We start from the raw sequence: 23469 nt of genomic DNA on the forward strand, positions 1-23469 counted from the left end.
TGAGCAACCTAGGCCTTCAAACCTGCAGATCCCTTGGCCCCTGCAGGACGAACCAGGGGAGTCACGGTGTACATGTCTCGGAAGGATTCGATCAAATGCTTGGCTCGAATGCTCAGCGCGGTGCCATTGCCGGTGTCACGCTGCAATCGCCCGATCGACACGATGATGCCCAGATCTGCGCCCTTCCAACGAAACTCGCCGGGACCGTAGATCCGCATGAAAAAGACTTCCGACGAGTTCTGAAGCTGGTGCCAGTCTAGCGCCGGGCGTCGGTAAACGAGGCCTCCGTCAGCGTCCACGAAGTACTGGCCAGTGCGGGGCGCTTTATCGATTCGGGCAACGCCCGGGGAGATCTCCTTGACCACGGCCTGGCTCCACACGTCCACGGCAGCCAGCTCGGCCCAGCGTTCATTGATCTCGTCCACGTCCAACTGCAGTTCGACATCCATGTACTGCAGGATGTGGAACAAGAACAGGGGGACGTCCGCGTATGCACCGGCGGTGACTTGAGTAATGGATGTTGCTCCGGAAATGCGCGGGTTCAGCTCACCCAGGTACACGTCCTTGGTGTCCAGGTCGATGAGCACGTCCACTTCGAAGAAGCCCTTGTAGCCCTCCTCACCCAGGCGGTCACCCAGTCTGCGGACCATGTCCGAGGCCACGGCGCGCGTCTCGTCGTCGAGTACGTCCGGGAAGGTCTCGTTGCCGCACCAGCCACCGCGGTAGGGGGTCAATTCCGGGTATCCGGTCAACTCGGTCATGAACGGGCCCACAATGGTGCCGGCGTCGGTCTGCACCGCCTCCACCGCAACAGGGAAGTTGTTGATGCGCTTCATGACCTTGACCTCTTGGCCGACGATCTCGTCCTTGTATTGATTCCAGTCCTCTTCGGACTTGATGAAGAACGTAGTCTTGCCGGAGTCGCCGTAGGCCGTCTGCACCACGAGGTCGGTGCCGAGGCCGTTCTCGGTGGTTTCTTTCTGGAGCTCGTCCCAGGAGTCCACCGTGGTGAGGATGTTCGGTACCGAGGGCACTCCCACCTCGTTGCCGAGGCGCGTGGTGATCAGCTTGGAGTCCAGTTTTTCGCGAAGCTCCGCCTTGGGCAGGATCAGGTCGTACCCGAGTTCCTCGCAGATCTCCTCGGTCTCTTCGTTGAAGAAGACCAGAGCGATCTTGGGTCGGGTCCCCCGAGGCGTGCGGGAATCGATCAGCGCGCGAACCTCGTGATGACGCAGGAGCCAGTTGTTGATGTCCTCGCCGGACTCGAACTCACGGGCGGGCTTGTTCTTAGGCGTGAAGATGCGCGGATGTGCGCCGTCCCAGCCGTCGTAGAACGAGATGTAGGACAGGTTGCGCACCCAGCGGTCCAGGCCCAGCAGGTTGAACGGGGTGGCACCCACGAAGAACACGGGGGTGTCGTTGACGCGGAAGAAGTGCCGCACCTCAGAGATATTGCGCAGTACGCGTCGCGTGGGTCCAGCCATGCTGGGCGGGACATATTTTGCATCAACACCCACGCCGTAACCGCCAGCGGTGACTTCGTTCGTTTCGTCTACGGAGGCTGGCCTGCCGGGGATCACGCCCTTGGCGGGTTGTTCACTTTCGCGGGGATCCACCAGGGACAGGCCCCCGGTGGGTGGTGCTTTGAATTCTCCGTCTACGGGTTCGCTAGCAGGAGTGCCGGCGAGTGTTTCCCCCACTCCGGAATTGGCCGCATCTTGCGCGGGTGTGGGCGTGGAATCCAAGTCCACGCCAGTTTGGTCCTCGTTCTCGGTCATGCTGACCACCCCTCCGGATCGCTGTGATTCCCGTTTATACAGGGCCGCGAATGTGGTGTACAACACAGTGCGGCGTGTCCCGGGGTTTGAGTACAAAGATTTCAGACGGCGGGACCGCGACAGGGAGAGTAGCAGTAAGGTGATCATTGCATTTGGTAGTAATTCCTGAGAGTTTTATCTCGGTATTCGAAATAATTTCCGGTGTTTATCGCGTCGCGCGCTCCGGACACGATGTCCAGGATGAACCGCTCGTTGTGGATGGATGCCAAGGTCGCGGCGTTGCGTTCCTTGGCCTTGAACAAGTGCCTCAAGTACGCCCGGGTGTAGTGGGCGCATGTGTAGCACGGACACGTGTCGGAGATCGGTGTGAAGTCCCGCGCAAAACGTGCGTTGGTCAGGTTGAACCGTCCGGTCGGGGAGTAGACGGCTGATGAGCGCGCCACCCTGGTGGGTGAAACGCAGTCGAAGGTGTCCACGCCGTTGTCGATTGCCGTAAAGATATCATCGGGTTCGGAAATGCCCAGAAGATGTTTCGGTGTACTTTCCGGTAACTCTTCGGTGCACCAGCGAACAATTGTTCCCAATTGCTGTTTTTCCAGGGCTCCGCCGATGCCGAATCCGTCGAAGCCCATGGTGGCCAAATCTCGGCAAGCCTTCCGGCGCAGGTCTTCGTACTGTGCACCTTGAATAACTCCGAACAGCGCCTGGTACGGCTTGTGGGAGCGCTCCTCGGTCAGGCGTTGGTGTTCCGCGATGCAGCGAAGCGCCCACAACCGAGTTCGCTCTAACGCCTCTTCCTGGTAGCCCCGGGAGTTGTGGAGCGTGGTCAGCTCATCGAAGGCGAACATGATGTCCGCGCCCAAGTTGTGCTGGATCTGCATGGAGATCTCCGGGGTGAACCGGTGGAGGTCACCGTTGATGTAAGAACGGAACCACACGCCGTCGTCGTCGACGTTGGCCATGCGTTCCTGGCCCTTGGCGATGTCGTCGTCGCCGAGCGGTTCCTCGACCGTGGACATGTCGATGACCTTGCCCAGGCCCGAACCCTGGGACATGACCTGGAACCCGCCCGAGTCCGTGAAGGTGGGGCCGGGCCAGTTCATGAACTTCCCTAGGCCGCCGGCGGCGTCCAGAATGTCGTCGCCGGGCTGGAGGAACAAGTGATAGGCGTTGGCGAGCATGGCCTGAGCGCCCTCGTCAGCCAGCGACTCCGGCAGAACGGCCTTGACCACGGCCTGGGTGGCCACGGGGATGAACGCCGGCGTCTGGATATTGCCGTGCGGGGTGTGGATCGTGCCGGTGCGGCCCTGGAACTGGCCCCCATTTGCCTGGATCTGTTCGGTCGAGGGGGATGAGCTGTCCCGCAGGCGGGTCTCGATCTCGAAGCTGAAGGGAGCGCTGGAAGTTTCGGTACTGGGCGTAGGCACCACACCATTGTGCCGGTTCCCGGCGACTGCGAGAGAATGGGCCCGGTTCAACGTTCCAGACAGAGAGGTAGGCCGCACTCAGGTGAGCACGGTTGCCCAGTTTTTCGCCCTCCCGCCATCACAGCGGGATCACATTCCGGCGGCGCGTATTGCGCTGTCCGTGGCCATACCCCTGCTGGTTCTGCTGGCCCTCGACCGGACGGATCTGGCGATCTACGCGGCCTTCGGCGCTTTCACCTCCATCTACGCACGCAACGAACCTATCCGTGATCGGTTCAAGCACCAGTCGCAGGCCGGTCTCATTCTCTTGGTGTGCATCTTGCTGGGTGCGCTGCTGTCCAACCTGGGTGCCGCGCAGGTGGTGACGCTGGGGGTCACCGCGGTGGTGGCGGGATTAGGCGCACTCGTGGCGGCCTACCTCACCCTCAAACCGGCCGGGTCGCTGTTCTTCATCTTTGCGGTGGGGGCCATCGGCTCCCTGCCCGACGCCGCCCCTCTGTGGGTCGCGGGTCTGATCGCCGCCTTGTCCGCAGGGCTTTCCGTGGTGCTCGGGTTGGCCGGAAAATGGGTGGGCGAAGGTGTTCACGGTCCCATCGCCTCCGTGCCCGCCCATCACGGGCTTACGACCGGTCAACTGTGGTCGCATGCGGGTCGGTTCTTCCTGGCGACCTCCGTTGCCGGGGCCTTGGGCATGATGAGCGGACTGTCGCACAGTTACTGGGCCATGGTCGCGGCGGCCGCGCCGATTGCTGCCCCTGATCTGAGTGCCAGGCTCCAGCGCGGCGTGCACCGCATGGTGGGCACTCTGGGTGGCGTGGGTGTCACGGCCTTTTTGCTGTCTCTGCAGTTGGACACGTGGCACATCGTGGTGTTCGTGATCCTGTTGCAGTTCCTGGCGGAGCTGTTCATCGGCCGCAACTATTCGATCGCGTTGTTGTTCATCACCCCGCTCGCTCTGCTCATGACGCAGCTGGCCCACCCCGTGGAGGCGCTCTCCCTGCTGCAGGCTCGCGCCGTGGAAACCGTGATCGGAGCGGTGTGCGGACTGGCGGTCGTGTACATCTTCCGCACCCGGTCCGAACGCGAGGCGGACACCCGTGCCGTTCCCCTGATTCGTCAAGCGGCCAACGGGGACGAGCCGCAAGACTGACGCCCGCATGATTCGTGCACCGGCCGGGTTCGACGCCGCTCCTCGGTGACATCTCTGGCACGGGTTCGCAGAAAACACCGGGTTCCCGGTGCGTTCCTCTGCCCTAAATGTTCAGCTGCGATCCTCGACCTCAAATGTCCACGGGCGGGTGCTCTCGGGCGAGAGAACACGCGACAACGCGACCGAGCGGCGTCGTCGGTGGTGAGACTCGGCGGTGAAGCTCAGCGACCCCAGCCGGCGTGCGCGATGGCTTGGCGGATCAGATCCCCGCGGCCGCCTTCGAACTCGGCCTGAACGTCCGGGGACAGCGCCTCGTCCGGGGTCATCCACGACAACTGCAGGGCATCCTGGCGCGGCTCGCATTCGCCGCGCACCGGGATGATGTAGCTCAGGGCCACCGCGTGCTGTCGATCGTCGGTCAGGCCGGTCTCGGACGGAGACGGGAAGAATTCGGAGACCGCGAACGGGACCGTGGAGGACGGCATCTGCGGGAACGCGAGCGAGCCCAGATCCTTCTCGAGGTGCCGCAGCAGCGCCGCGCGCACCGTCTCGCGGTACATCACGCGCCCGGAGACGAACGTGCGCACCATGTGGCCTTCCGAAGTCCCCTGTAGCAGCAGGCCGATCTCGGAAATGCAGCCGAGGGGGTCCAAGCGCACGGGGATGGCCTGGATGTACACGATGGGCAGCAGCGACCGGGCATGATTGAGGTCGTCCTCACTGAGCCAGCCTGGATTGGGGTCCGGAGTACGTACAGAACTCATACAGTGTTTCTACCCCAGCGCACCCTTTACGGCTATGCCGAGCGCCGGTTTCGCGGGGTGGTTCAGCGCACAGCCGAACCTCACGAGAGCAGCGCGGCGGCTTCCAGAACGGTCCATGCCTGCACCTGCGTGCCGAGTTCCACGGGGGCTCCCACGCGTTGCGCCTCGTTCGAGTGACGTGCCGGTTCGGGGGAGAACACGGCCACGGTCTCGCCCTCTTCGCGCTGGGCGACGGGCTTGGAAAAGTCCTCGGCCGGGTCGAATTCGCGTCGGCCGTCCCACAGCGCCCGGGCAGTCTCTTCGACTAATTCACGGGCCACTGCTCGCGCGTCAGGATCCAGCAATTCCGACGACGCCGCCTGGCCCAGATAGCGCGCCAGGATCCCGGTGAACAGCCCGCCGTCCCCTCCGCCGTGGGTGCGCAGGACCGGTTTTCCGTGGGGACCGTCCACGGTGAACTGCTTGGCCGCGCCGTGGACGATGGCCGCAGCGCGGTCCAGCCACAGTTGACGTTCGGCCGGGTCCCGGGTGAGTTCGGCCAGTTCCAGGACCGCACCGAGCGCCGGGCCGGAGTTGTAGCTGTACAGCGCGCGATCCACCGAGGTGGTTTCCGTGCCGGAACCGGCGGCGACCAAGCGGATGCCATCCAGGAAGGCCCCGCGCTCGTCATCCCACAGGGTGTCGAACAACCAGTTCAACTGGTCGCGGGCCTCGGCCACGCGGTGGGTGCGCAGCAGGGCAAGTGCGGTGGGAGCCGTGGCGGCGGTGTTCTTGTAGTCGCGGGTGGTGTTCCACCACGTACCGCCGCCCAGGTTGGAGTCGCAACCGGATTCGAGGCGGTTCATGAGTGAACTGCCCGCGCTCAACACGTCCTTGCCGCACGTGCCGGTGGCCTCGAGGTCTTCCTCGCGCAGGCGTCCCAAGGCCAGGGCGAGCCAGGCCATGTCATCGAAGAACAGGTTGTTGGTAACCCGGCCACCGCTTCGGATGGCCATGCCGCGCAACAGACGGTGGGCGCGAGAACGCAGGCGGGCGGCGTCGTCGTCGTGACCGGCGCGGCGCTCGCGGGCGGCGGCGTCGACGAGCGCGTCAAGGAGGTGGGCCTGCCACCAGTAGTGCCACGGGCCCACGCGCGGGTGGGGGAAGGCCACGGCGCCCAGGTAGGTGCCCGGTACGCGGAGGGCGCGGGAGCCGAACAGGCGATCCACGGAGTGCGCGGCTTTGGCGGCGCGGTACGCCGGGGATTCGGACATGGCAGTGCTCCTGGGCCGGAAAACGAGACGGTCCGAGCCTAACCGGCTAGCCGAGTTGTGCCTGCAACTCCGGCTCGGCGATCTGGGAGACGAGCCACGGGCTGAACGCGAACGGCGCGCGCTGGACGGCGTCGGCCAGGTCCTGCGGGGTGGCCCAGGCGTATTCGGAGACCTCGGACTCCACGGGCTCGGGCTCGAAATCGGTGATGGCCACGAACACCGGGCAGAACTCGTTCTCCACAATCCCGGACGCGTCCGTGGCGCGGTAGCTGAACTCCGGAATCACGGGGGCGATGTTGCGGATCTCCAAGCCGAGTTCCTGTTGCGCGCGGCGAGCGATGGCCGTCTCGAAGGGCTCGTCCGGACCGGGGTGGCCGCAGAAACTGTTGGTCCACACGCCCGGCCAGGTCTTCTTGCTCAGCGCGCGGCGGGTCACCAGGACCTCGCCCTTGGTATTGAGCACGTGACATGAGAACGCGAGATGCAGGGGAGTGTCCTCAGTGTGGACCTCCGATTTGAGCGCGGTGCCGGTGGGCTGATGCTGGTCATCCAGGAGCACCACGTGCTCCGCGGTGGTCTGCTGGGTCACGATGGGCCGCCTCTAAGTCGTGTGTTAGGTTCCAGGCCATGGTAGCTGGCTGGTCTCACACGATATGAGGAAACGACGCACGGCACCGCCCCTGCCCATGGACCGCGGGGTGGGGCCCACGCGGGTTCGCATGCCGGGGCCGGGCGCGCCTGACCCTGTGCTTCTATCGCTCGGTTCGCTGCCCGCAACCGCCGTCTCCTACGTGATGCAGCGGTTCCCGGACAGCGCCGCGTGGTTCGCGGACGAGGTCGGGGCTGGTCGAGTGCGTTCCGACGACGGCACCGTGGTCACGACTTCTTCGCCCTACGTTCCGGGCGCTTCCGTGTGGTTCCACCGTCCCATTCCCGACGACGACGCCGCTCCCGTCACCTTGGACGTGTTGTACGAGGACGAGTGGATCATCGCCGTGGACAAGCCCCATGGGCTGTGCAGTACCCCCAAGGGAGAGAACGTCCGCCGCAGTGCGGTGGTCGCGGGGCGCGTGCAGTTCGCCAACGACGAGATTTCCGCACTGCACAGGCTGGACCGTTCCACCGGAGGGGTCCTGTTGCTGTGCAAACGGCGCGAGCATCGTGGGGCCTTCCACAAGATGTTCGAGCAGCGGTCGGTGTCCAAGACGTATTGGGCCGTGGCTTCGCTCAACGGGCGAGTGGATGCCGAACCGGTGCGCGTGGAATCGCGAATCAACAAGACGCAGGGTGAGTTGCAGGCCCGCGAGGATCCGGGGGAGGTCAATGCGATCACGGATGTTCGGCTGCTGGTTTCCTTCACGGATGAGTCCGGTGAGTGGGGACTCTACGAAGTTCGGCCACTGACCGGACGCACCCACCAGATCCGCGTGCACATGACGTCTTTGGGGCTGCCGTTGCGGGGCGACAAGCTGTACCCGGTGCCGCTGAATGACTTCGATGTGGAAGACCCGGACAACCCCATGCAGTTGATCGCGCGTTCCATGACGTTCGTGCATCCGATGACGGGGGAATCCGTGATGATCGATTCTCGCTTGACGCCGAGTAGTCATGCGGCGGTGGCAGGCTAGTCATAACTATGGGGTGCGGGCAATGAACGTGGTTTCGCCACTAACGTCAGTCACTGTGGCGATACTTCCCGTCGTTTCCCGATTGTTCACTTCCACGGGGAAATTTGGTTCCAGAAAAACCATTAATAACGACAAGATAACGTCAATGTGTGTAGTATCAACGATGGCTCTTCCCCCCAGCCACCTCCCGGTGGACGGTGCTCTTCTTTTTGAACCGCTCCTTTGACGCAGAACCCCCCGTGCGCAATTTCGTCTGGTCTTTAGTTGACTCTGCGCACTTCTCTGCGCCCGACGACGAAATGGCCCGATACTGATGTTCAAGTACCGCACCCCCAAACATGCCGCCCCCAAACGTAAATCGAGCAATCGACTGCTCACTTCCGCGACCGCAGCATGCATCATGCTCGGCGGTCTGACCGCCACAGCGCCGGCGAATGCTGCTCCCAACGACATTGTCTCTGTGTCTCAGTCAACCCGCGCAGCTGATGCTCAGAACATGCTCAATCAAATTAATGCTCACCGCGCATCTAAGGGTTTGGCCCCGGTGAAATACTCGGCCAGCCTGTCCGGCATTGCACAGGGGCAGTCCAACCGACTGGTCCAGCAGGAAGTCATCAATCACAGCAACACCTTTCTGACCGATCCTCGGGCCGCCGGGTACAACGCGGTGGGGGAAATCCACGCGCTTTCCTACAGGAACTCGGTCACTGATCTTGTGCAGTGGTGGAAGGGTTCCAACGGACACAACAAGGTGTTGACCGATCCGAAGATGAAGGTCATTGGAATTGGGCTCACTCACGTGGACGGTTCTTTGTCCCGCACCGGTTCCGGGTGGCGCCTGGTCGGCACCGTGGTTTCCTACGGATTCCCGCAAGGCGCGGGTCCAAAAGATGTGTCCACCACCGTTTCGGGAAGTCTTCTCGGAGGGGTCGCTACGCAGTCCAATAAAAAGAGCCCAACATACTCAACAGCGCCTCAAAACATTGGTGGTTACACGGTCAAGGGCGCTATCAAGGCTCGGCATAGTGCCCTGGGCGGAACCGGCGTTGTCGGAACCCCCACGATGAACGAACGCGGTGGACTGATCAACGGCGGCGCCTACCAGAGCTTCCGCAACTCTAGAGGGGTCGGACACAAGATCTTGTGGTCCCCGGCCACTGGCGCGCGGGCGGTTGTTGAAACCGGTGCCATCGGAAACGCATGGAAGAAGTCGGGATACGAGCGCGGCTGGGGGTATCCCACTACGGATGAGTATCGAGTCGGTACCGAAGTCCAGCAGCGCTTCTCCAATGGCTACGTAGCTCACTGGTCCTCGGTGACCGGGAGAACCTGGGTTACGCGCTAGAAGAGCCACAAGTGGTGCACCGTAGATGGTTCGCGAACTGCGGTGCACCACGGGTAGGTTGGCTGAAGCCTTTGGAATTGATCCGTGTGAACGTATTTCTGAGGGATCTCGACTGACGATTCCGGTGCCTTGGTTAGACTCGTCAACGACTGCCCGTCGCCACCAGGTGAAAGCGCCAACCTGCAAGTGACTGACCACACTTCGGAGCTCATATGACTGACCGAACCGCTAAGAGCGTCCAAACGCGACAGCGGTTCGTGGATGTGGCATTGCAGCTCATCAAAGAACGTGGATACGAGCAGACTTCCATGGCGCAGATTGCGTCCGCCGCTGGTAGTAGTCGCGCGAACCTATACTTGTACTTCAAGAGCAAACCACAAATCATTATGGCTCGAATGCAGGAAATCGAGACTTTGATAGCCAGTCTCTACGACCGTCTTGACCAGATGTCATCGCACAGTTGCGAGGCCATGAAAGCATGGCTCGATGAGGCTCGCGACATGTGGATCCGGTACTCGACGGAATTCGAGGCCATCAATCGAGCGATGGCAACGGACCCAGAAGTTCTGGATGAATGGCTAGGGCTGGGGCGTCGAATTTCGAGCCGTCAGACCGCTCTCTATAGGGATTGCCGGAACCAGGAAGAACGGTTAGATCGGGAAGTTCACATGACAACTCTCATGATGAGCCTGGAACGAAATTTCTATTTCCTGTACATCCGTGGTCACAGAGAGCGCGAGGACCGGGTACTTGCCTCTTTAGCGCGCCAATGGGCGCAGCTTTTCGGCGAGTAGCCCGGCCCTTCTTGGCGTTGTAGATCAGCGATCCAACACCAGCTTGGGACAGCCGACGGCAGCGCGGGACACACAGATCATCATGGTCTCGTTCGTCTCCTGCTCTGAGGCCGTAAGGATTGAATCCCGGTGGTCCGCCTGACCGGCGACAATCGGGGTTTCACAGGTGCCACACGTGCCGGTCTTGCACGACGAGATCACCGGCAACCCCTGACGCTCGGCGGCATCCAGGATGGTCTCGTCCGCTCCTACGGTCACGGTGGTTCCTGACGCTGCGAACTCCACATCGAAAGGAGTGTCGGGCACTGTACGTTCGACCACCTTGGGCGCGAATCGCTCCAGGCGGAGAGAGTCCTTGGGCCAGTGGGCGGCACACTCTTCCGCGGCTCGCAGGAGGGGTTCGGGCCCGCACGCGTAGATCAACGTTTCTTCACGAACTTCGCCGAGCAATCCGGGCAGGTCAATGATTCCGAGTTCATCCTGCGGAACCAGAGTGACCCGATCGCCGTACTTCGCGAGATCCGACAGGAACGCCATCGAGGACCGAGTGCGTCCGCCATAGACCAGTTCCCAGTCCGCCCCGGCACGCTCCGCCTCCGGATCATCGCCAGGATGGGTGTGATGCCGATGCCACCGGCGACAAAGATGTATTTCGGAGAGGGCGCCAACCTGAAGTTGTTACGGGGCCACGAGGCCGTGACGCGCGAGCCTGGAAGCAACGTCTCGTGCAAGGCTTCGGAGCCTCCGCGCCCGGAGACTTCTTTGAGCACACCGATGCGGTAAACGTTCGTCTCCCCCGGATCGGAGGACAAGGAGTACTGCCGCACGAAAGGCTCCAGCTCACCGTTGGGAACGTGCACGTCCACGTGCGCGCCAGCGCGCCAGGTGGGAAGTTCACCGCCGTCGGGGTGACCCAGGGTCAACGTGACCACTCCGTCCGATGCTTCTGTTCGGTCCAGAACCTCAAGGTTGAGGGTCCGCACGGTGCGTTCCTTGGAGCGCTCCACGTCCGCAACATCCCAGTGCACGTTCAAAGATCGCCGAACGGGTAAGAGGGCCATGCGGAGAAAATCCAGTTCCGCCGTGTCATCGGGCCGGAGCGAGGGCAAACGCTCGAACAGTACGCGCAGGCCAGTTGCCCCCTGGACGCGGGCCAGGGGGTTGCCCAGGCACGTGTGCCGCCCGGCCGTGAACGCGAGGTGGTCGGTGGGGTCGGGCCGATGGATATCAAACTCGAAGGGCCGCTCCACGTGCTCCGGGTCCGTATTGGCGGATGCCAGGGCAACCCAAATCATGTCCCCCTCCTCGACCGTGACATCGGATAGGGTGACCGCGCGCGTGGCCCGTCTCGACGTGAAGGTGGAAGAAGGGCGACGTCGCACGGTTTCCTCGAAAGCGCGAGGCCACAACTCCGGCTCCGCGATCGCATCCTGGAGGGCGCCGGAATTCCGGGACAGGAAGATCACGGCATTGGTCATTGCCTGGGCCGTGGTGTCCGTACCCGCCGCGGCGAATTCGGAGACATGCAGCGCGATCTGAGGCGTGGGCAGGGCAAAGGAGCCGTCATCCTTGCGGGCGGATGCCATGACGGAGATGATGTCGTCCGCATCGGAATCCCTGCGGGAGTCGATGATCTCTCTCAGTACCAGGTTTGCTCGGACGAACCGGTCCCACACTTCCGAGCGTTTGGGCTCGGGCAGTGGCTCGTGGGCAGAGGACAACACCGAGAAGAGATCGTCTCGCAACTGGCGCATCATGGGTTCGTACTCGTAGTCCAGGCCCAGCAGAGCCATGATGGTCTGCGTGGTCAGCTCCAGTGAATACTCCTCGAGCAGGTTGGCGGATCCGTTTGTTTCGAAGCGGTCGATGATGCGATGGGCACGGGCCTCGATCTCGGGTTGAAGCCGGTCCATGTGTTCCTTGATGAACCCGCGTTGAGCCACGGAACGCGCTTCGGTGTGTCCCGGGGGATCTTGACCGACGATCATTTTTGCTACGAGCTCAGGAGGATAGATGTCCTGGTACTTCTCGGGCGCGTCCGCGGCCGAATTGGCGGCTGATGAGTAGGTCTTCCAATCCGAGAGGACTTCCAGGCAATCGTCGCGCTTGGTCACGATCCAGGCGTTGAGGTACGGATACCAGAACACCGGTGTGGCATCTCGAACTTCGGCCAGATGGCCGGCTGGGTCCCTGTAGTAGTCGTCGCCCATGGCATCGAAACCATGCGCGACCGGGCAGCGCCCGGCGGGGCGAGCGGCGTCGTCAATCGTGGTCATGGCGCAATCCTTAGTTGTCGGACACGGCGGAAGCCGCGATCGTGGACAGTTTCTGGAAACGTGCAACGTTGTCGCCCTCGTCCATCACCCCTGACGAGAGGAAACTGAACGACACATCGCTCACGGGATCCACCCACAGCAACGACGACCCGGCGCCGTAGGAGCCGAAGGTTCGTGGGGAGACGAAGGGACCGAAGAATCGCGCGTGTGTACCCGTCCCGGCCAACGCCATGCCCAATCCCATGTTCCCCGGGGGAAGTTCCCACTTCCTGGCGGCGGCCACCATTCCGTAAAGGTCGTTGATCTGGTCGCCCGTCTGATTGGTGGTGGCGAAGTCCAATACTGATTCCCCGATGATCTGCTCACCGGATGCGGTGCGGCCGCGGTGCCGCAGCATTTCCGTGAACGCGAAGACATCGTCGATGGTCGAGACGGCACCCACCCATGGCATCTCGGCATCCGGTCGGTCGATGACCTCATTGAGGCATTCGATGTCTTCGGGTTTGAGCCAGGAGTCATTGGCCACAATGACCTTCAGGGGGACCGCGCGATCCGCAAGTTCAGCGGGCATTCCGAAGCGTGTGTTCTTCATGCCTACGGGGGTGAAGATCTTGTCCTGCATGAGCTCACGGAAGGACTCCGCACCGTAGGCGCGGCGGGCCATCTCACCCAAGAGCGCATGGTTGATGGCCGCGGAGTAGTTCAGATTGGTGCCCGGTTCATGCACCACGTCCACGCCGCAGAGCGCGGAAATGACGTCCGCCAACACTGCGAATCCTTCCGGGCCCACCCCGGGGTTGGGCGTGGCGGGCATGCCTGCGCGGTGAGTCAACAGATGTGCCACGTTGATCCGGTCCTTGCGGGCGGCGCGAAACGGCTCGGTGCCGAAGAATTCGGGGATCAGGTCGACCACGCGGGTGGACAGCATCAGCCGGCCTTCGCTCAGTGCCCGGTAGATCAGGGCATTGGTGAACCCCTTGGACATGGAAAGGATGCGGTAAACGTCGTCAGACCTGGTGGGGCGCTGCGTCTGGATGTCTGCCAGGCCGTAACTGCCGCGAAGGGCCACTTGACCGTGGCGGGCCACCACGATGTTGGCGCCGTGATAATCGCCCCGGGAGATGTCCTCGCGAATGGTCTCGTCGAGGACCTCCAAGAAATGCCGGCCCAGGCCGGGTACCTCGGAGATTGTGGGTGTGGTCACCTGGGTGGAGGTGTGCTGCATCGAGTGGCTCCGTTCGAAAATTGAGGTGAATCTCAGAGCATGAGGGCGCCGCCGGATGGCGACAGGGTTTGTCCCGTGTAATGGGCTCCGGCGTCAGAGGCGAGAAACAGAACCTTCTGCCCGATCTCCTCGGGTTCGGCCACGCGCTTGAGCGGCTGCAGCGCCAGCAGTGCCTGGACGTGATCCTCACCTGACGCGGTGAACATGGGTGTGTTGATGCCGGCCGGGGCCAGGGCGTTGACGCGGATGTTGAAGGGGGCAAGTTCGGCGGCCACGGCCTTGGTAAGACCGACGACGGCGGCCTTGGATGCCGGGTAGTACGCCGGCATCGGAAGCCCGATCAATCCGGCCACCGAAGCGAAGTTGATGATCGACCCGCCGCTGGCCTTCTTCAAGAGAGGGGCGGCCGCGCGGATCGTGTAGAACGTGCCGTTGAGATTGATGGCGACCACCCGGTCGAAGTCTTCGTCGCTGATTCCCTGCAGGAACTCGGGGTTGTACGGTTCACCGGTCTTGAAGGACTCGATCATGGTGGCGTTGATCTCATCGACCCAGGTTTGCTTCTCCCTGTTGGGTGTGGAGACTCCCGCCGCGTTGACCAGAACGTCCAACTTTCCGTGGTCCTTATTGATTCGTTCGAAGACCTCATTCACCGCGTTCGAGTCGGAGGCATCTACCGCGAATCCTTGGGCTCCTTCGAGTCGGGCGAAGTCTGCGTCCAAAGCTTCCTGGCGAAGGTCCATTCCGTATACGATGGCGCCCGCTCGGGTGAGGACTTTCGCGGCGGCCAGACCCATGCCTGACGCTGCTCCCGTGATGACTGCAACTTTGTCGTCCAGATCCATGTGTTTCTCCATCCGTTGGAAATCACCATGCAGCATGGCTGTGCGCCAGCTCACATCTTCCGGGTAGCTTGGCAGAAAAGTGGACACCTGTCTAGGTTTTGAAGAAGACTGCCGCTCGGGCGGTCCAGCCCGACCTCGGCCGTGAGAAAATTTTTACGAAAGCTTCAGGTTCCTGGGATGTGGACATCACGTTGAGGTGAGAGTATTTAGGCTGCCTTATCTTCGGAGGTTCCGGGGCCGAGGACCGGATCAGGGAGCGCGCAATCGGCGGCACCTAGGATTCGGGGGGAATTCAGGGGGATCAATGAACGCCATAGATGGGGCGGGGAAGAACCATCCGATAGAAATGGACCGGGCACCGAAGAAGCCGTCCAAGCGGCTGGTCGGAATCGACGCTGCCCGGGGCTTGGCCTTGGTTGGCATGATGGCCACCCACCTTCTCCCGGCGTGGAACGAGGACACCGGAGAAGCGACACTGAGTTGGATACTGTTTTCCGGGAACGCAGCGGCTCTCTTCGCCATGCTGGCGGGTGTTGGGCTGGCGTTGAGCACCGGCGGCAGAAACCCGCACCAGGGAAAGCGACTGACTGCCGATCGAGCGGGCATAGCCGTCCGAGCCGTACTGATCACTTTCGTGGGGCTGTGGATCGGCACCTTGATGTCGGAAGAACCGCCCGCCTACAACATCCTGATCTACTACGGGATGTTCTTCTTGCTGGCCATACCGTTCCTGCGCCTCGGCCCCAAGGCGTTGTTCGTGCTGGCGGGGGCCTTTGGCCTACTAGCTCCCTTGCTGATGCAGAACTTGCTTGATGTCCTACCCGAGTGGAGTTCTTACAATCCCACGCTGGGGACGGTCCTATCAGAACCGGGGGGCACATTGTCGCAGCTGCTGTTGACAGGGTCCTATCCTGCGCTGCCGTACATGACCTATCTACTGGCCGGGATGGCTATCGGTCGATTGGACCTACGCAGGATCAAGACTCAGATCACTTTGTTGGCTGCCGGTGTTGGAGTGGCAGTCTTGGCTCACGTGACGTCCTACATCCTGCTGTATGGACTGGGCGGTTATCAACGGTTGTTGGATTCCTCGCGGGTGAGCGAGGAAAAGCTGGTCGAAATCCTGACGTGGGGCCCTGACTCCTTGCCGACCTCCACTCCGTGGTGGCTGGCTATCACCACTCCCCACGCAGACACCCCGCTCTCGCTTGCGGCCAGTCTGGGCGTGAGTATGGCCGCACTCGGGGCATTCCTGTTGATTGCCCGGAAAGCCGGAGACTGGTTGTTGCCGCTCACGGCTATGGGCGTCATGACGTTGACTCTTTACACCGCCCACTTGGTAGCACTCTCCTTCGAGATTCACTACGACCGGCCCTACCTCTGGTACCTCATTCACTTGGTGGTCGCAGCGGTCTTTGCTCTGGTGTGGTACCTGAACCTGGGCAAGGGGCCCCTCGAGCGAGCCATCGGTTACGGGGTCACGGGCGCTCGCAGAATTGTCATGGGCGGGAGTTCAGGACGCACCGATTTCGGAGCCTGACACTGACGTATCGTGGATGAGCCCACGCGCACGCATCCAGTGCTCACCACCGGATTCGATGCCGGACCAACTAGCGAGATGAGGAGTCGCATTGATCGCCGCTCTCGTGGTTTCCGCGCTCTCCGCATATGGCCTCTATGTGGTGGGCGCGGAGGCAGCTCGCTGAGGCCCCATCTCGGGACACGCGAACCAGCGGAGGAGCTTTTCGCTTCTGTCCGCTCCAATGCGGTGGCGCACACTTGGGGAGCTGTAGTCCACGTAGTCGCTACGCCAATTGCTGCGCTGGCTTCGCTGCCCGCCGCACTCTGGATCGTCGGGCTTGGCCTACTGCTGCATGTCTATCCGGTCCTGCTCCAGATGCGTACCCACTGGCGGTTACAGGCACTGCAGAGCTTGTCCCAAAGGTAATCAGGATGGCTTTCGGATCGCGGTCAGTCCAAGGGGGACGACCAGTGGAATCACGATGGCGGTAATTCCGTCCCCAAGTTCTGAACTCAAGAATGCCCAGAGGAGTCGTCGACTCTTACGATTCTGAAACGGCTCGATGAGACGTCGGTGGGCATCTCTGCGCATCAAGCGAGCTCGCTCGCCTGACACCTCGGGCACCACGCAATCTGCCGCAAGTGTTGGACCGCGGCAGGATCGCGGGGCTCGGTGATGGACGGGGCGGCGTCGTCGATCTCGCCGCGCTTGAGGCGCGTGCCGCAGCGGCGGCAGGGCTGGTCGTAGTGGCCGTAGGCCCAGAAGAGCGGGCGCCCGGTCGCGGGGTGGCCCACCGTGGATCGCAAGGGGCGGTCGCGATTCAGGTTGAGTAGTTTGTGCGCCAGCTTCACGATCTCGACGAGCTTCGCATCCGGAATCGATCCCGCGGGTGCCCAGGGGTTGGTGCGCGTCATGAACAGCACCTCCACCCGGTACACGTTGCCGATGCCCGCGAGGTTGCGCTGGTCCATCAGGGCCGTGCCGATCGCGCGATCCGGCTGGGCGCGCAACCTGCGCAGCGCCTCGTCCACGTCCCAATCGGGGCCGAGGATGTCCGGACCCAAATAGCCCACGAGCTCCTGGTCCTCCAGCCGCGTGGGAACCAGCCGCACGTCTTTCACATCGAAACCGATCGCGTCCACGGTCGCCGTGCGCAGGATCGCGCGGATCGTGTGCGAACCCTGCCCGATCGACACGTCCGCACTCAACGGCGTGCGAGCCTCCGCGCGGGAGCGCACGCTCGCGTAGCGGCGATACGGCTGCCGCCCGCGCCTTCCGCGAACGGCCGGGGAAGTTCCGGACGACGCCGACGCCGCCCGCTCGCCGCTATCTCGAGACGTCCCGGCCCGCTCGAATACCCGCCACGTGCCGTCCATCATCAGGTGCGAGTGCAGGGTGAGTGGCTCGGCACCGGACCTCAGCTCGGCAGCGTTGGGGGCAGCGGACAGCCGAATCAGAATGTGCTTACCCCGCGGCACCACGTCCACCACCGTGCGCCCGGACAGGTCCGTGGTTGCCAGTGCAGGAACCCGAAGATCCGAGGATTCCAGCACCTGTCCCTTCAGCGCCTCGCGGAGCATCGTGCATTGCCGGTAAACGGAATCACCCTCTGGCATGGACGATCACCCGCTCAGTGGTGCGCGCATACGAACCCCGCGCGGCGTTTGGTAGAAGCCCCCGGACAACAGTCCTTCCCGCACGGCAGTCACCATCTCGATCGATGACAGCACGGATTCGCCGTTGACCTTCTCAACCACGAGTGAGTCCACCGCACGCCGTTGCACGAGCGCGGCCACGGCCTCGGCGGCCATGCGCAGCTCACGCTCGGACGCCGTGAACGCCAAAGCGGTTTTGCCGCCGCGCTCCAGGTACAGCACCAGGTCGCCGTCCACGAGCACCACGATCGCACCGGCCTTACGCCCCGGTCGATGCTTGGTCGAGGACTCCAGCGCCACGGCATCGGGCCAGTCCAACGCGGCGCCGTAGGGATTCGCCGGGTCGGTGGCCGCCAGGGCGAGAACCTGGGGCTCTGGAGCCCGCACCGAATCGTCCTCGGTAAAACTGCGGAGAATATCAACCGTTGCCGGTTGCGTGAACTGCGCTGCACCCAAGCCTTCAATGAAGTAGCCGCGTCGCGCCCGACCCGCGTCCTCCAGGGCGCGCAGCACCTTGTACACGGTCGCGAAACCGCCCGGCACGTCCTCCACCGCCACCGGGCCGCGCGTGAGAATTCCGTAGCGATCCAGCAACAGCTCGGCCTGTGCCTGGGCGCGCACCGTGGCATTCAGCGGTTCAGGCCGCAGCACGGACCAGCGACCGGCCGTGGTGCGTTCCTCGGAACCACCCTGGGCTCGCACCACGCGACCGCCGGACTCTGCCCCGGAAACGCCGATGTCCGACGTCGTCCCCGGCCGGGACAGCCCCCGCAATCGGGCAGCACCGCGTCGTCCGGCCGCGCGTGACCGCGCCGGTCGTTTGGGCGCCTTGTGCGAGGAATGCCCGCCGGCCATCAGCGCGCGCACCGGCGCGTACGTGTCATTGGTGATCAACCCCGCCCATAGCAAGTTCCACAGCGCGATCCGCAGCTCGGGCATCCCCACGGTGAAACCCGCCTGGGACAGCGGCTCGATCAGTTGCCACGCGAAGTACGCCCCGCCGCTCTGCAGCACAGCCAGTACTTGTTTCTCCAGCTCGGAATCCAGCTCCGACGCCGCCACCTGCAGTTTTTCGACCGGCGGCAGGGACAACTCCGCGGACTCGGCCAAGTGGAACGCGACCCAGCCGTCCTCACCGCCCAACGAACCGGCTCCCGAGAACAACACTTCACCGGTGGCCATGAGCTCATCGAGCATCCCGGGGCGGTAATCCACGACCCGCTGAGCCATTACGAGCGGCTCCCACGCGGAGGCCGGAATCGGCACACCCGCCAGCTGATCGATCACGGTCAGCACGCCGTCCAGCCCGCGCAACTGATGACCCTTGACCGCGTGCTGCCACGCCGGCAGGAACTTGGCGTAAATACTGGGCGCCACCGGTTCCACGTCTTCGCGCAGCGCGGCGAGCGAGCGGCGTCGTAGGGTGCGCAGCACCTCGACATCGCACCATTCCGAGTCCGACGCCGCCGGGTCGCCACTCGGCCGGAACGCACCCTCGCTCACCCGGCGCTGTTTGCCCAAGGCCCGCAGCGCGGATTCGACCACGGCCGGACCCAGATGCAGTGCCGTAGCGGCCTCGACCACGCTGAACGGGCCGTGCGTGCGTGCGTAACGGGAGACCAGGTCGCCCACGGGGTCGGCCACGGGTTCCAGGAAGGTGAGCGGTACGCCCATGGGCAAAGGAATACCCAGGGCATCACGCATGCGGGCGGCATCTTCCACCGCGCAGTAGACCTCAGTGCCTCCCACGCGCATGATGATGGCGCGGTTGGTGCTGACCAACTGATCCAGCAGTGCCCTGGCGTTGGACTCGCTCAGGTGCTGGTCGTCGGTCTCCAACGATTCCTGTGGGCGCAAGCGCAGAGCGGCCTCGGTGGGCGTCATGGGGCCGAGCAGGCGCAGCAGGTCGGCCGCCCCCTCCACCCCTCGCAAGCGACGATCCGGAGCCAGCCGCTGCAGTTGAGCCACCATCTGCTCGATGACCTCTTGATCCAACAGTTCCCGCAGCTCGGCCCGGCCCAACAGCTCGTTGAGCAGCGCCGGATCCAACGACAGCGCGGCGGCCTTGCGCTCGGCCAGCGGGGAATCGCCCTCATAGAGGAACTGCGCGACATATCCGAACAGCAGGGTGCGCGCGAAAGGAGAGGGGGTATCGGTGGTGGTCTCGACCATGCGTAGTTTCCGCCCGGCCAGCTCGCGCTGCAATCGAAGGAGCGCGGGCAAGTCATAGACGTCCTGCAGGCACTCACGCACGGTTTCCAGGATCACGGGGAACTGCGGATACTTGCGGGCCACGTCCAACAACTGCGCTGAGCGCTGGCGTTGCTGCCACAGCGGCGTGCGCTTGCCGGGATCGCTGCGGGGCAGCAGCAGGGCGCGGGCGGCGTTCTCGCGGAACCGGGACGCGAACAGCGCGGAACCGCCCACTTCCTCGGTCACGGTGTGTTCGAGTTCGTTCGGGTCGAAAAGGAACAGCTCCGCACCGGGCGGTTCCTCGTCCGTGGCGGGTACGCGCAGCACGATGCCGTCGTCACCGGCCTGGGACGCGGCGTCGAGACCCCAGCGTTCTTCCAGGCGAGCGCCCACGGCCAGGGCCCAGGGCGCGTGCACCGGCTTACCGAACGGGCTGTGCAGCACCACGCGCCAGTCGCCCAGCTCGTCGCGGAAGCGCTCGACCACCAGCGTGCGGTCGTCGGGGATGTGTTCGGTGGACTGCCGTTGCTCGTTTAGGTACGCGATGAGGTTGTCTTGCGCCCATTCGTCAAGCCCCGCGGCGGTCAGGCGTTCGCGGGCGGTCTCCTGCGACGCCCCTCCGATCTCGCGTGTAAAACTGCCGACGGCGCGCCCCAGTTCCACCGGCCGGCCCAGGCCGTCGCCGTGCCAGAAGGGCAGCTTGCCGGGGACACCCGGGGCAGGGGAGACCACCACTCGGTCGTGGGTGATGTCCTCGATCCGCCAGCTGGAGGCACCCAGGGCAATGATGTCCCCCACGCGGGATTCGTAGACCATCTCCTCGTCGAGTTCGCCCACGCGCTTGGGGTTCTTGCCGTCCTGATCACCCACCAGGAACACGGGGAACAGACCGCGGTCCGGGATGGTGCCGCCGGAGGTCACAGCCAACCGCAGTGCTCCAGGGCGTGCCTGCAAGGTGCCGGTTTCGCGGTCCCACACCACTCGAGGACGCAGATGGGCGAACTCGTCGGACGGGTAGCGCCCGGCGAGAAGATCCAGCACGGCGTCGTAGGCCGACCGCGGCAGATGACGGAACGGCGCGGAACGGCGGAGTGTGTCGAACCAAGCCTCCACATCCACGTCCTCGGCAGCCGCGGCGGAAATCGTGTGCTGGGCCAGGATGTCCAACGGATTGGCGGGGATCGCGAGCGGCTCCAACCGCCCGGCCAGCATCTGCTCGGAAATCACCGCAGCATCGCGCACGTCGCCGCGGTGCTTGGGGTACATGCGCCCGATCGAGATCTCCCCCACTTGGTGCCCTGCGCGCCCCACACGCTGCAAACCCGAGGACGCCGAGGGCGGTGACTCCACCTGGATCACCAGGTCCACGTGCCCCATGTCGATGCCCAGCTCCAGAGAGGAAGTGGCCACCACGCAGCGCAGCCGACCCGTCTTGAGGTCCTCCTCGATCAAGCTGCGCTGGTCCTTGGACACCGAACCGTGGTGCGCGCGGGCCAGCACGGACGTGGCACCCTCGAACCGGTTGTGCTGTCGGGAGATGTCCGCGAACTCGCCGGTGGTGTCGGCATCAGCGGCGGCAATCGATTCGGACTCGTCGGCCCCTTCCGAACCGGAGGGCGCGTTGTTGACCCGGAACTCGTGAATCTCGTTGAGCCGCGCGGTGAGCTTCTCGGCCAGCCCGCGCGAGTTCGCGAACACAATGGTGGAACGGTGCTGCTCCACCAGATCCACGATTCGTTCCTCCACGTGCGGCCAGATCGAAGCGGTCGCCTGGTAGTCGGAGGCCTCCAGATTCGCGTCGATGCTCGCCGAATCCACCGAGGACGGGGGCGCCGATGCCCCACCCAACGCCGTCATGTCCGGAATCGGCACGGACACCGTGAGATCCCAGTCCTTCTCGGACGGCGGCCGCACCACGGTCACCGGCTGAGAACCGCCCAGAAAACCGGCCACGGTGTCCACAGGCTCCACGGTCGCGGACAAGCCGATGCGCTGGGCCGGTTCCTCTAGCAGATCATCGAGCCGCTCCAGACTCACTGCCAGATGCGCGCCGCGTTTGGTGCCGGCCACCGCGTGCACCTCGTCGATGATCACGGTCTTCACGTGCCGCAGCGTCTCCCGCGCCTTGGACGTGAGCATCAGGTACAACGACTCAGGAGTGGTGATCAGGATGTCCGGCGGGTGGGCCAGCAGCGCTCGCCGGGTGGCTTGCGGAGTGTCACCGGAACGCACGCCCACGGAGATATCCGGAGGGGTAATCCCGGCGGCCTTGGCAGCCTGGGTGATCCCGATCAGCGGCGCACGGAGATTGCGCTCCACATCCACGCCCAGGGCCTTGAGCGGGGAAATGTAGAGCACCGTGGTGTGCTCCTCGGCCTTCGCCGGCGACGCCGCCCGCTTGGCTTTCGCGCGCAGGTCCACCTCGGTGCCAGGAAGGGGGTCCTGCCCTGTGCCGGGTGTTTGTCGGGCGGCAGCCTTGGTTTCAGGGGTGCCCCCACCCGCTGAGTCGGATGCGGGGAGGCCGCCCCCGGAAGGCCCGGCAGCAGCGTCGTCGGTGGTGTCGGAGGGACGGGAGATGAGCTGGTCGATGGCCCACAGGAAGGCCGCGAGGGTCTTACCCGAGCCGGTGGGGGCGACCACCAGGGCGTGGCGGCCCGCCGCAATGGCCTCCCACGCGCCGCGCTGGGCGGCGGTGGGACCGCTGAATGCGGCGTCGAACCACGTGGCCGTCGCCGAGGAGAAGAGTTTCAGGGACGGGTCAAGACCCAAAACCACGCACCTGAAGTTGGTCGATCTTGGGGTTGCCGCAGGCCTCGCCGGGGTAGCTCAGGAGCAGGGACTGGTGGCTACCCGGCGGGTAGACGCGGAATCCGTCGGCCTGCTGAGGGTTGCACAGCTGGCCGATGGCCCCCGGCTGGGTGATTTTCAGAGGCGCGGAAGCGGACTGCCCAGGCTGCAGGGTGACTGCCGTGCCGGCCAGGGCACCGTCACGGGCTGCCGGGGCACCCACGGTGCCGCCGTTCTGGTCAACGAAAGACACACCCGGGTACCCGTGGAGCACGCACGGCTCGTTACCGGTGTTGGTGAGGTTCACGGAGGCGAGCACCGATCCCGCAGCGCCCTGATTGGGGGTCACGTTCCCGGACAGCTGGGACACGCTGCACGCGCCCGCCTGTGCGCCGGGCTTGCTCTGGCCGTCCGTGGCGGGCGGGGTGAACGGGGTTGCCGGGGGCATTCCCAATTCGGGGGCCGACGCCGTGCGCTCGGGTTCCGGAGCGGCGGGGCCTTCGGGCGCAGCTGCGGTTTCCTCGGGTGCTGCGACCGGCGTGTCTTCCGAGGTCTCGGACGCTTCCGCCGCCGACTCGGTGGGCTCAGGGCTAACCTGTGCGGACGGCGATTCCGAACGCGTCTCCGACGTCGTTGCCGAAGGTGACGCGGAGGGCGTGGCACTCACCGACGCGGACGGAGACTGCGTGGCTGACTGCTCGTCGTTTGCGGTGTCATCACCGCCACCGCAAGCGGACAAGAACAACACGGCGGCCAGGCCGGTTGCGATCATGACGGGACGGGTACCGGTGCGGGAGCTCTGGGGGGCGAGCGTGATTCTCCTCATG

General features: G+C 64.1%; 17 protein-coding genes. 5 read left to right on the forward strand and 12 right to left on the reverse strand.

What is annotated here, in order from left to right; genetic code table 11:
* Positions 1–8: 8 nt before the first annotated feature.
* Together CKW39_RS00495 and tgt are read right to left on the reverse strand one after the other, a co-directional pair.
* Positions 9–1778, reverse strand: coding sequence for a biotin carboxylase (locus CKW39_RS00495; protein WP_254049200.1), 1770 nt, complete (start codon positions 1776–1778; stop codon positions 9–11).
* A 143-nt stretch (positions 1779–1921) separates the two neighbouring features.
* A complete protein-coding gene (gene tgt, locus CKW39_RS00500) occupies positions 1922–3205 on the reverse strand; it encodes a tRNA guanosine(34) transglycosylase Tgt (protein ID WP_095796624.1) in 1284 nt (427 codons plus the stop codon).
* An 82-nt stretch (positions 3206–3287) separates the two neighbouring features.
* Here tgt and CKW39_RS00505 point away from each other — a divergent pair, with 82 nt between their 5' ends.
* On the forward strand, positions 3288–4355 hold the full coding sequence (locus CKW39_RS00505; protein ID WP_095796249.1) for an FUSC family protein: 1068 nt from the start codon (positions 3288–3290) through the stop codon (positions 4353–4355).
* A gap of 221 nt (positions 4356–4576) precedes the next feature.
* Here the strand turns inward: CKW39_RS00505 and CKW39_RS00510 are convergent, their stop codons facing one another.
* From CKW39_RS00510 to idi, 3 genes are all read right to left on the reverse strand, one after another.
* A complete protein-coding gene (locus CKW39_RS00510) occupies positions 4577–5119 on the reverse strand; it encodes an NUDIX hydrolase family protein (protein ID WP_016997788.1) in 543 nt (180 codons plus the stop codon).
* An 80-nt stretch (positions 5120–5199) separates the two neighbouring features.
* Positions 5200–6372, reverse strand: coding sequence for a glycoside hydrolase family 76 protein (locus CKW39_RS00515; protein WP_095796250.1), 1173 nt, complete (start codon positions 6370–6372; stop codon positions 5200–5202).
* 46 nt (positions 6373–6418) lie between these two features.
* A complete protein-coding gene (gene idi, locus CKW39_RS00520) occupies positions 6419–6961 on the reverse strand; it encodes an isopentenyl-diphosphate Delta-isomerase (RefSeq protein ID WP_095796251.1) in 543 nt (180 codons plus the stop codon).
* Between the two features lie 157 nt (positions 6962–7118).
* On the opposite strand from idi, the gene CKW39_RS00525 reads away from it, so the two are divergent.
* The 3 genes from CKW39_RS00525 to CKW39_RS00535 all read left to right on the forward strand — a co-directional run bounded on the left by CKW39_RS00525 (position 7119) and on the right by CKW39_RS00535 (position 10139).
* Positions 7119–8000, forward strand: a complete 882-nt coding sequence (locus CKW39_RS00525; RefSeq protein ID WP_095796625.1) for a pseudouridine synthase — start codon at positions 7119–7121, stop codon at positions 7998–8000.
* 496 nt (positions 8001–8496) lie between these two features.
* Positions 8497–9345: a CAP domain-containing protein gene (locus CKW39_RS00530; protein WP_254049201.1), complete on the forward strand. Its 849-nt coding sequence runs from the start codon at positions 8497–8499 to the stop codon at positions 9343–9345.
* A gap of 263 nt (positions 9346–9608) precedes the next feature.
* The gene (locus CKW39_RS00535; protein WP_216823134.1) at positions 9609–10139 is read left to right on the forward strand and encodes a TetR/AcrR family transcriptional regulator; all 531 of its coding nucleotides are present in this window, start codon (positions 9609–9611) and stop codon (positions 10137–10139) included.
* 24 nt (positions 10140–10163) lie between these two features.
* Here the strand turns inward: CKW39_RS00535 and CKW39_RS15645 are convergent, their stop codons facing one another.
* The 4 genes from CKW39_RS15645 to CKW39_RS00550 all read right to left on the reverse strand — a co-directional run bounded on the left by CKW39_RS15645 (position 10164) and on the right by CKW39_RS00550 (position 14485).
* A complete protein-coding gene (locus tag CKW39_RS15645; RefSeq protein WP_254049202.1) occupies positions 10164–10445 on the reverse strand; it encodes a 2Fe-2S iron-sulfur cluster-binding protein in 282 nt (93 codons plus the stop codon).
* 113 nt (positions 10446–10558) lie between these two features.
* Entirely contained in the window at positions 10559–12415 is a 1857-nt protein-coding gene (locus tag CKW39_RS15650; RefSeq protein WP_254049203.1) for a cytochrome P450, read from the reverse strand.
* 10 nt (positions 12416–12425) lie between these two features.
* Complete coding sequence (locus CKW39_RS00545) at positions 12426–13640, reverse strand: serine hydrolase (RefSeq protein ID WP_095796254.1); 1215 nt, start codon at positions 13638–13640, stop codon at positions 12426–12428.
* Between the two features lie 32 nt (positions 13641–13672).
* Positions 13673–14485 (reverse strand): SDR family NAD(P)-dependent oxidoreductase, encoded by an 813-nt coding sequence (locus CKW39_RS00550; protein WP_095796626.1) that lies wholly within the window; start codon positions 14483–14485, stop codon positions 13673–13675.
* A 304-nt stretch (positions 14486–14789) separates the two neighbouring features.
* Between CKW39_RS00550 and CKW39_RS00555 the strand changes: the two genes are divergently transcribed.
* Positions 14790–16025 (forward strand): heparan-alpha-glucosaminide N-acetyltransferase domain-containing protein, encoded by a 1236-nt coding sequence (locus tag CKW39_RS00555; protein WP_254049204.1) that lies wholly within the window; start codon positions 14790–14792, stop codon positions 16023–16025.
* A gap of 572 nt (positions 16026–16597) precedes the next feature.
* Here CKW39_RS00555 and CKW39_RS00565 read toward each other — a convergent pair.
* The 3 genes from CKW39_RS00565 to CKW39_RS00575 are packed head-to-tail and all read right to left on the reverse strand — an operon-like array spanning position 16598 to position 23468.
* Positions 16598–17623, reverse strand: coding sequence for a DNA-formamidopyrimidine glycosylase family protein (locus CKW39_RS00565; protein ID WP_095796256.1), 1026 nt, complete (start codon positions 17621–17623; stop codon positions 16598–16600).
* Positions 17624–17629: 6 nt separating this feature from the next.
* Complete coding sequence (locus tag CKW39_RS00570) at positions 17630–22624, reverse strand: ATP-dependent helicase (RefSeq protein ID WP_095796257.1); 4995 nt, start codon at positions 22622–22624, stop codon at positions 17630–17632.
* Positions 22614–23468: a DUF4232 domain-containing protein gene (locus CKW39_RS00575; RefSeq protein ID WP_095796258.1), complete on the reverse strand. Its 855-nt coding sequence runs from the start codon at positions 23466–23468 to the stop codon at positions 22614–22616. The genes CKW39_RS00570 and CKW39_RS00575 overlap by 11 nt, the downstream gene beginning before the upstream one ends.
* Position 23469 lies beyond the last annotated feature (1 nt).

The sequence above is a fragment of the Kocuria sp. WRN011 genome (assembly GCF_002295155.1).
GTDB classification, from domain to species: Bacteria; Actinomycetota; Actinomycetes; order Actinomycetales; family Micrococcaceae; genus Kocuria; species Kocuria carniphila.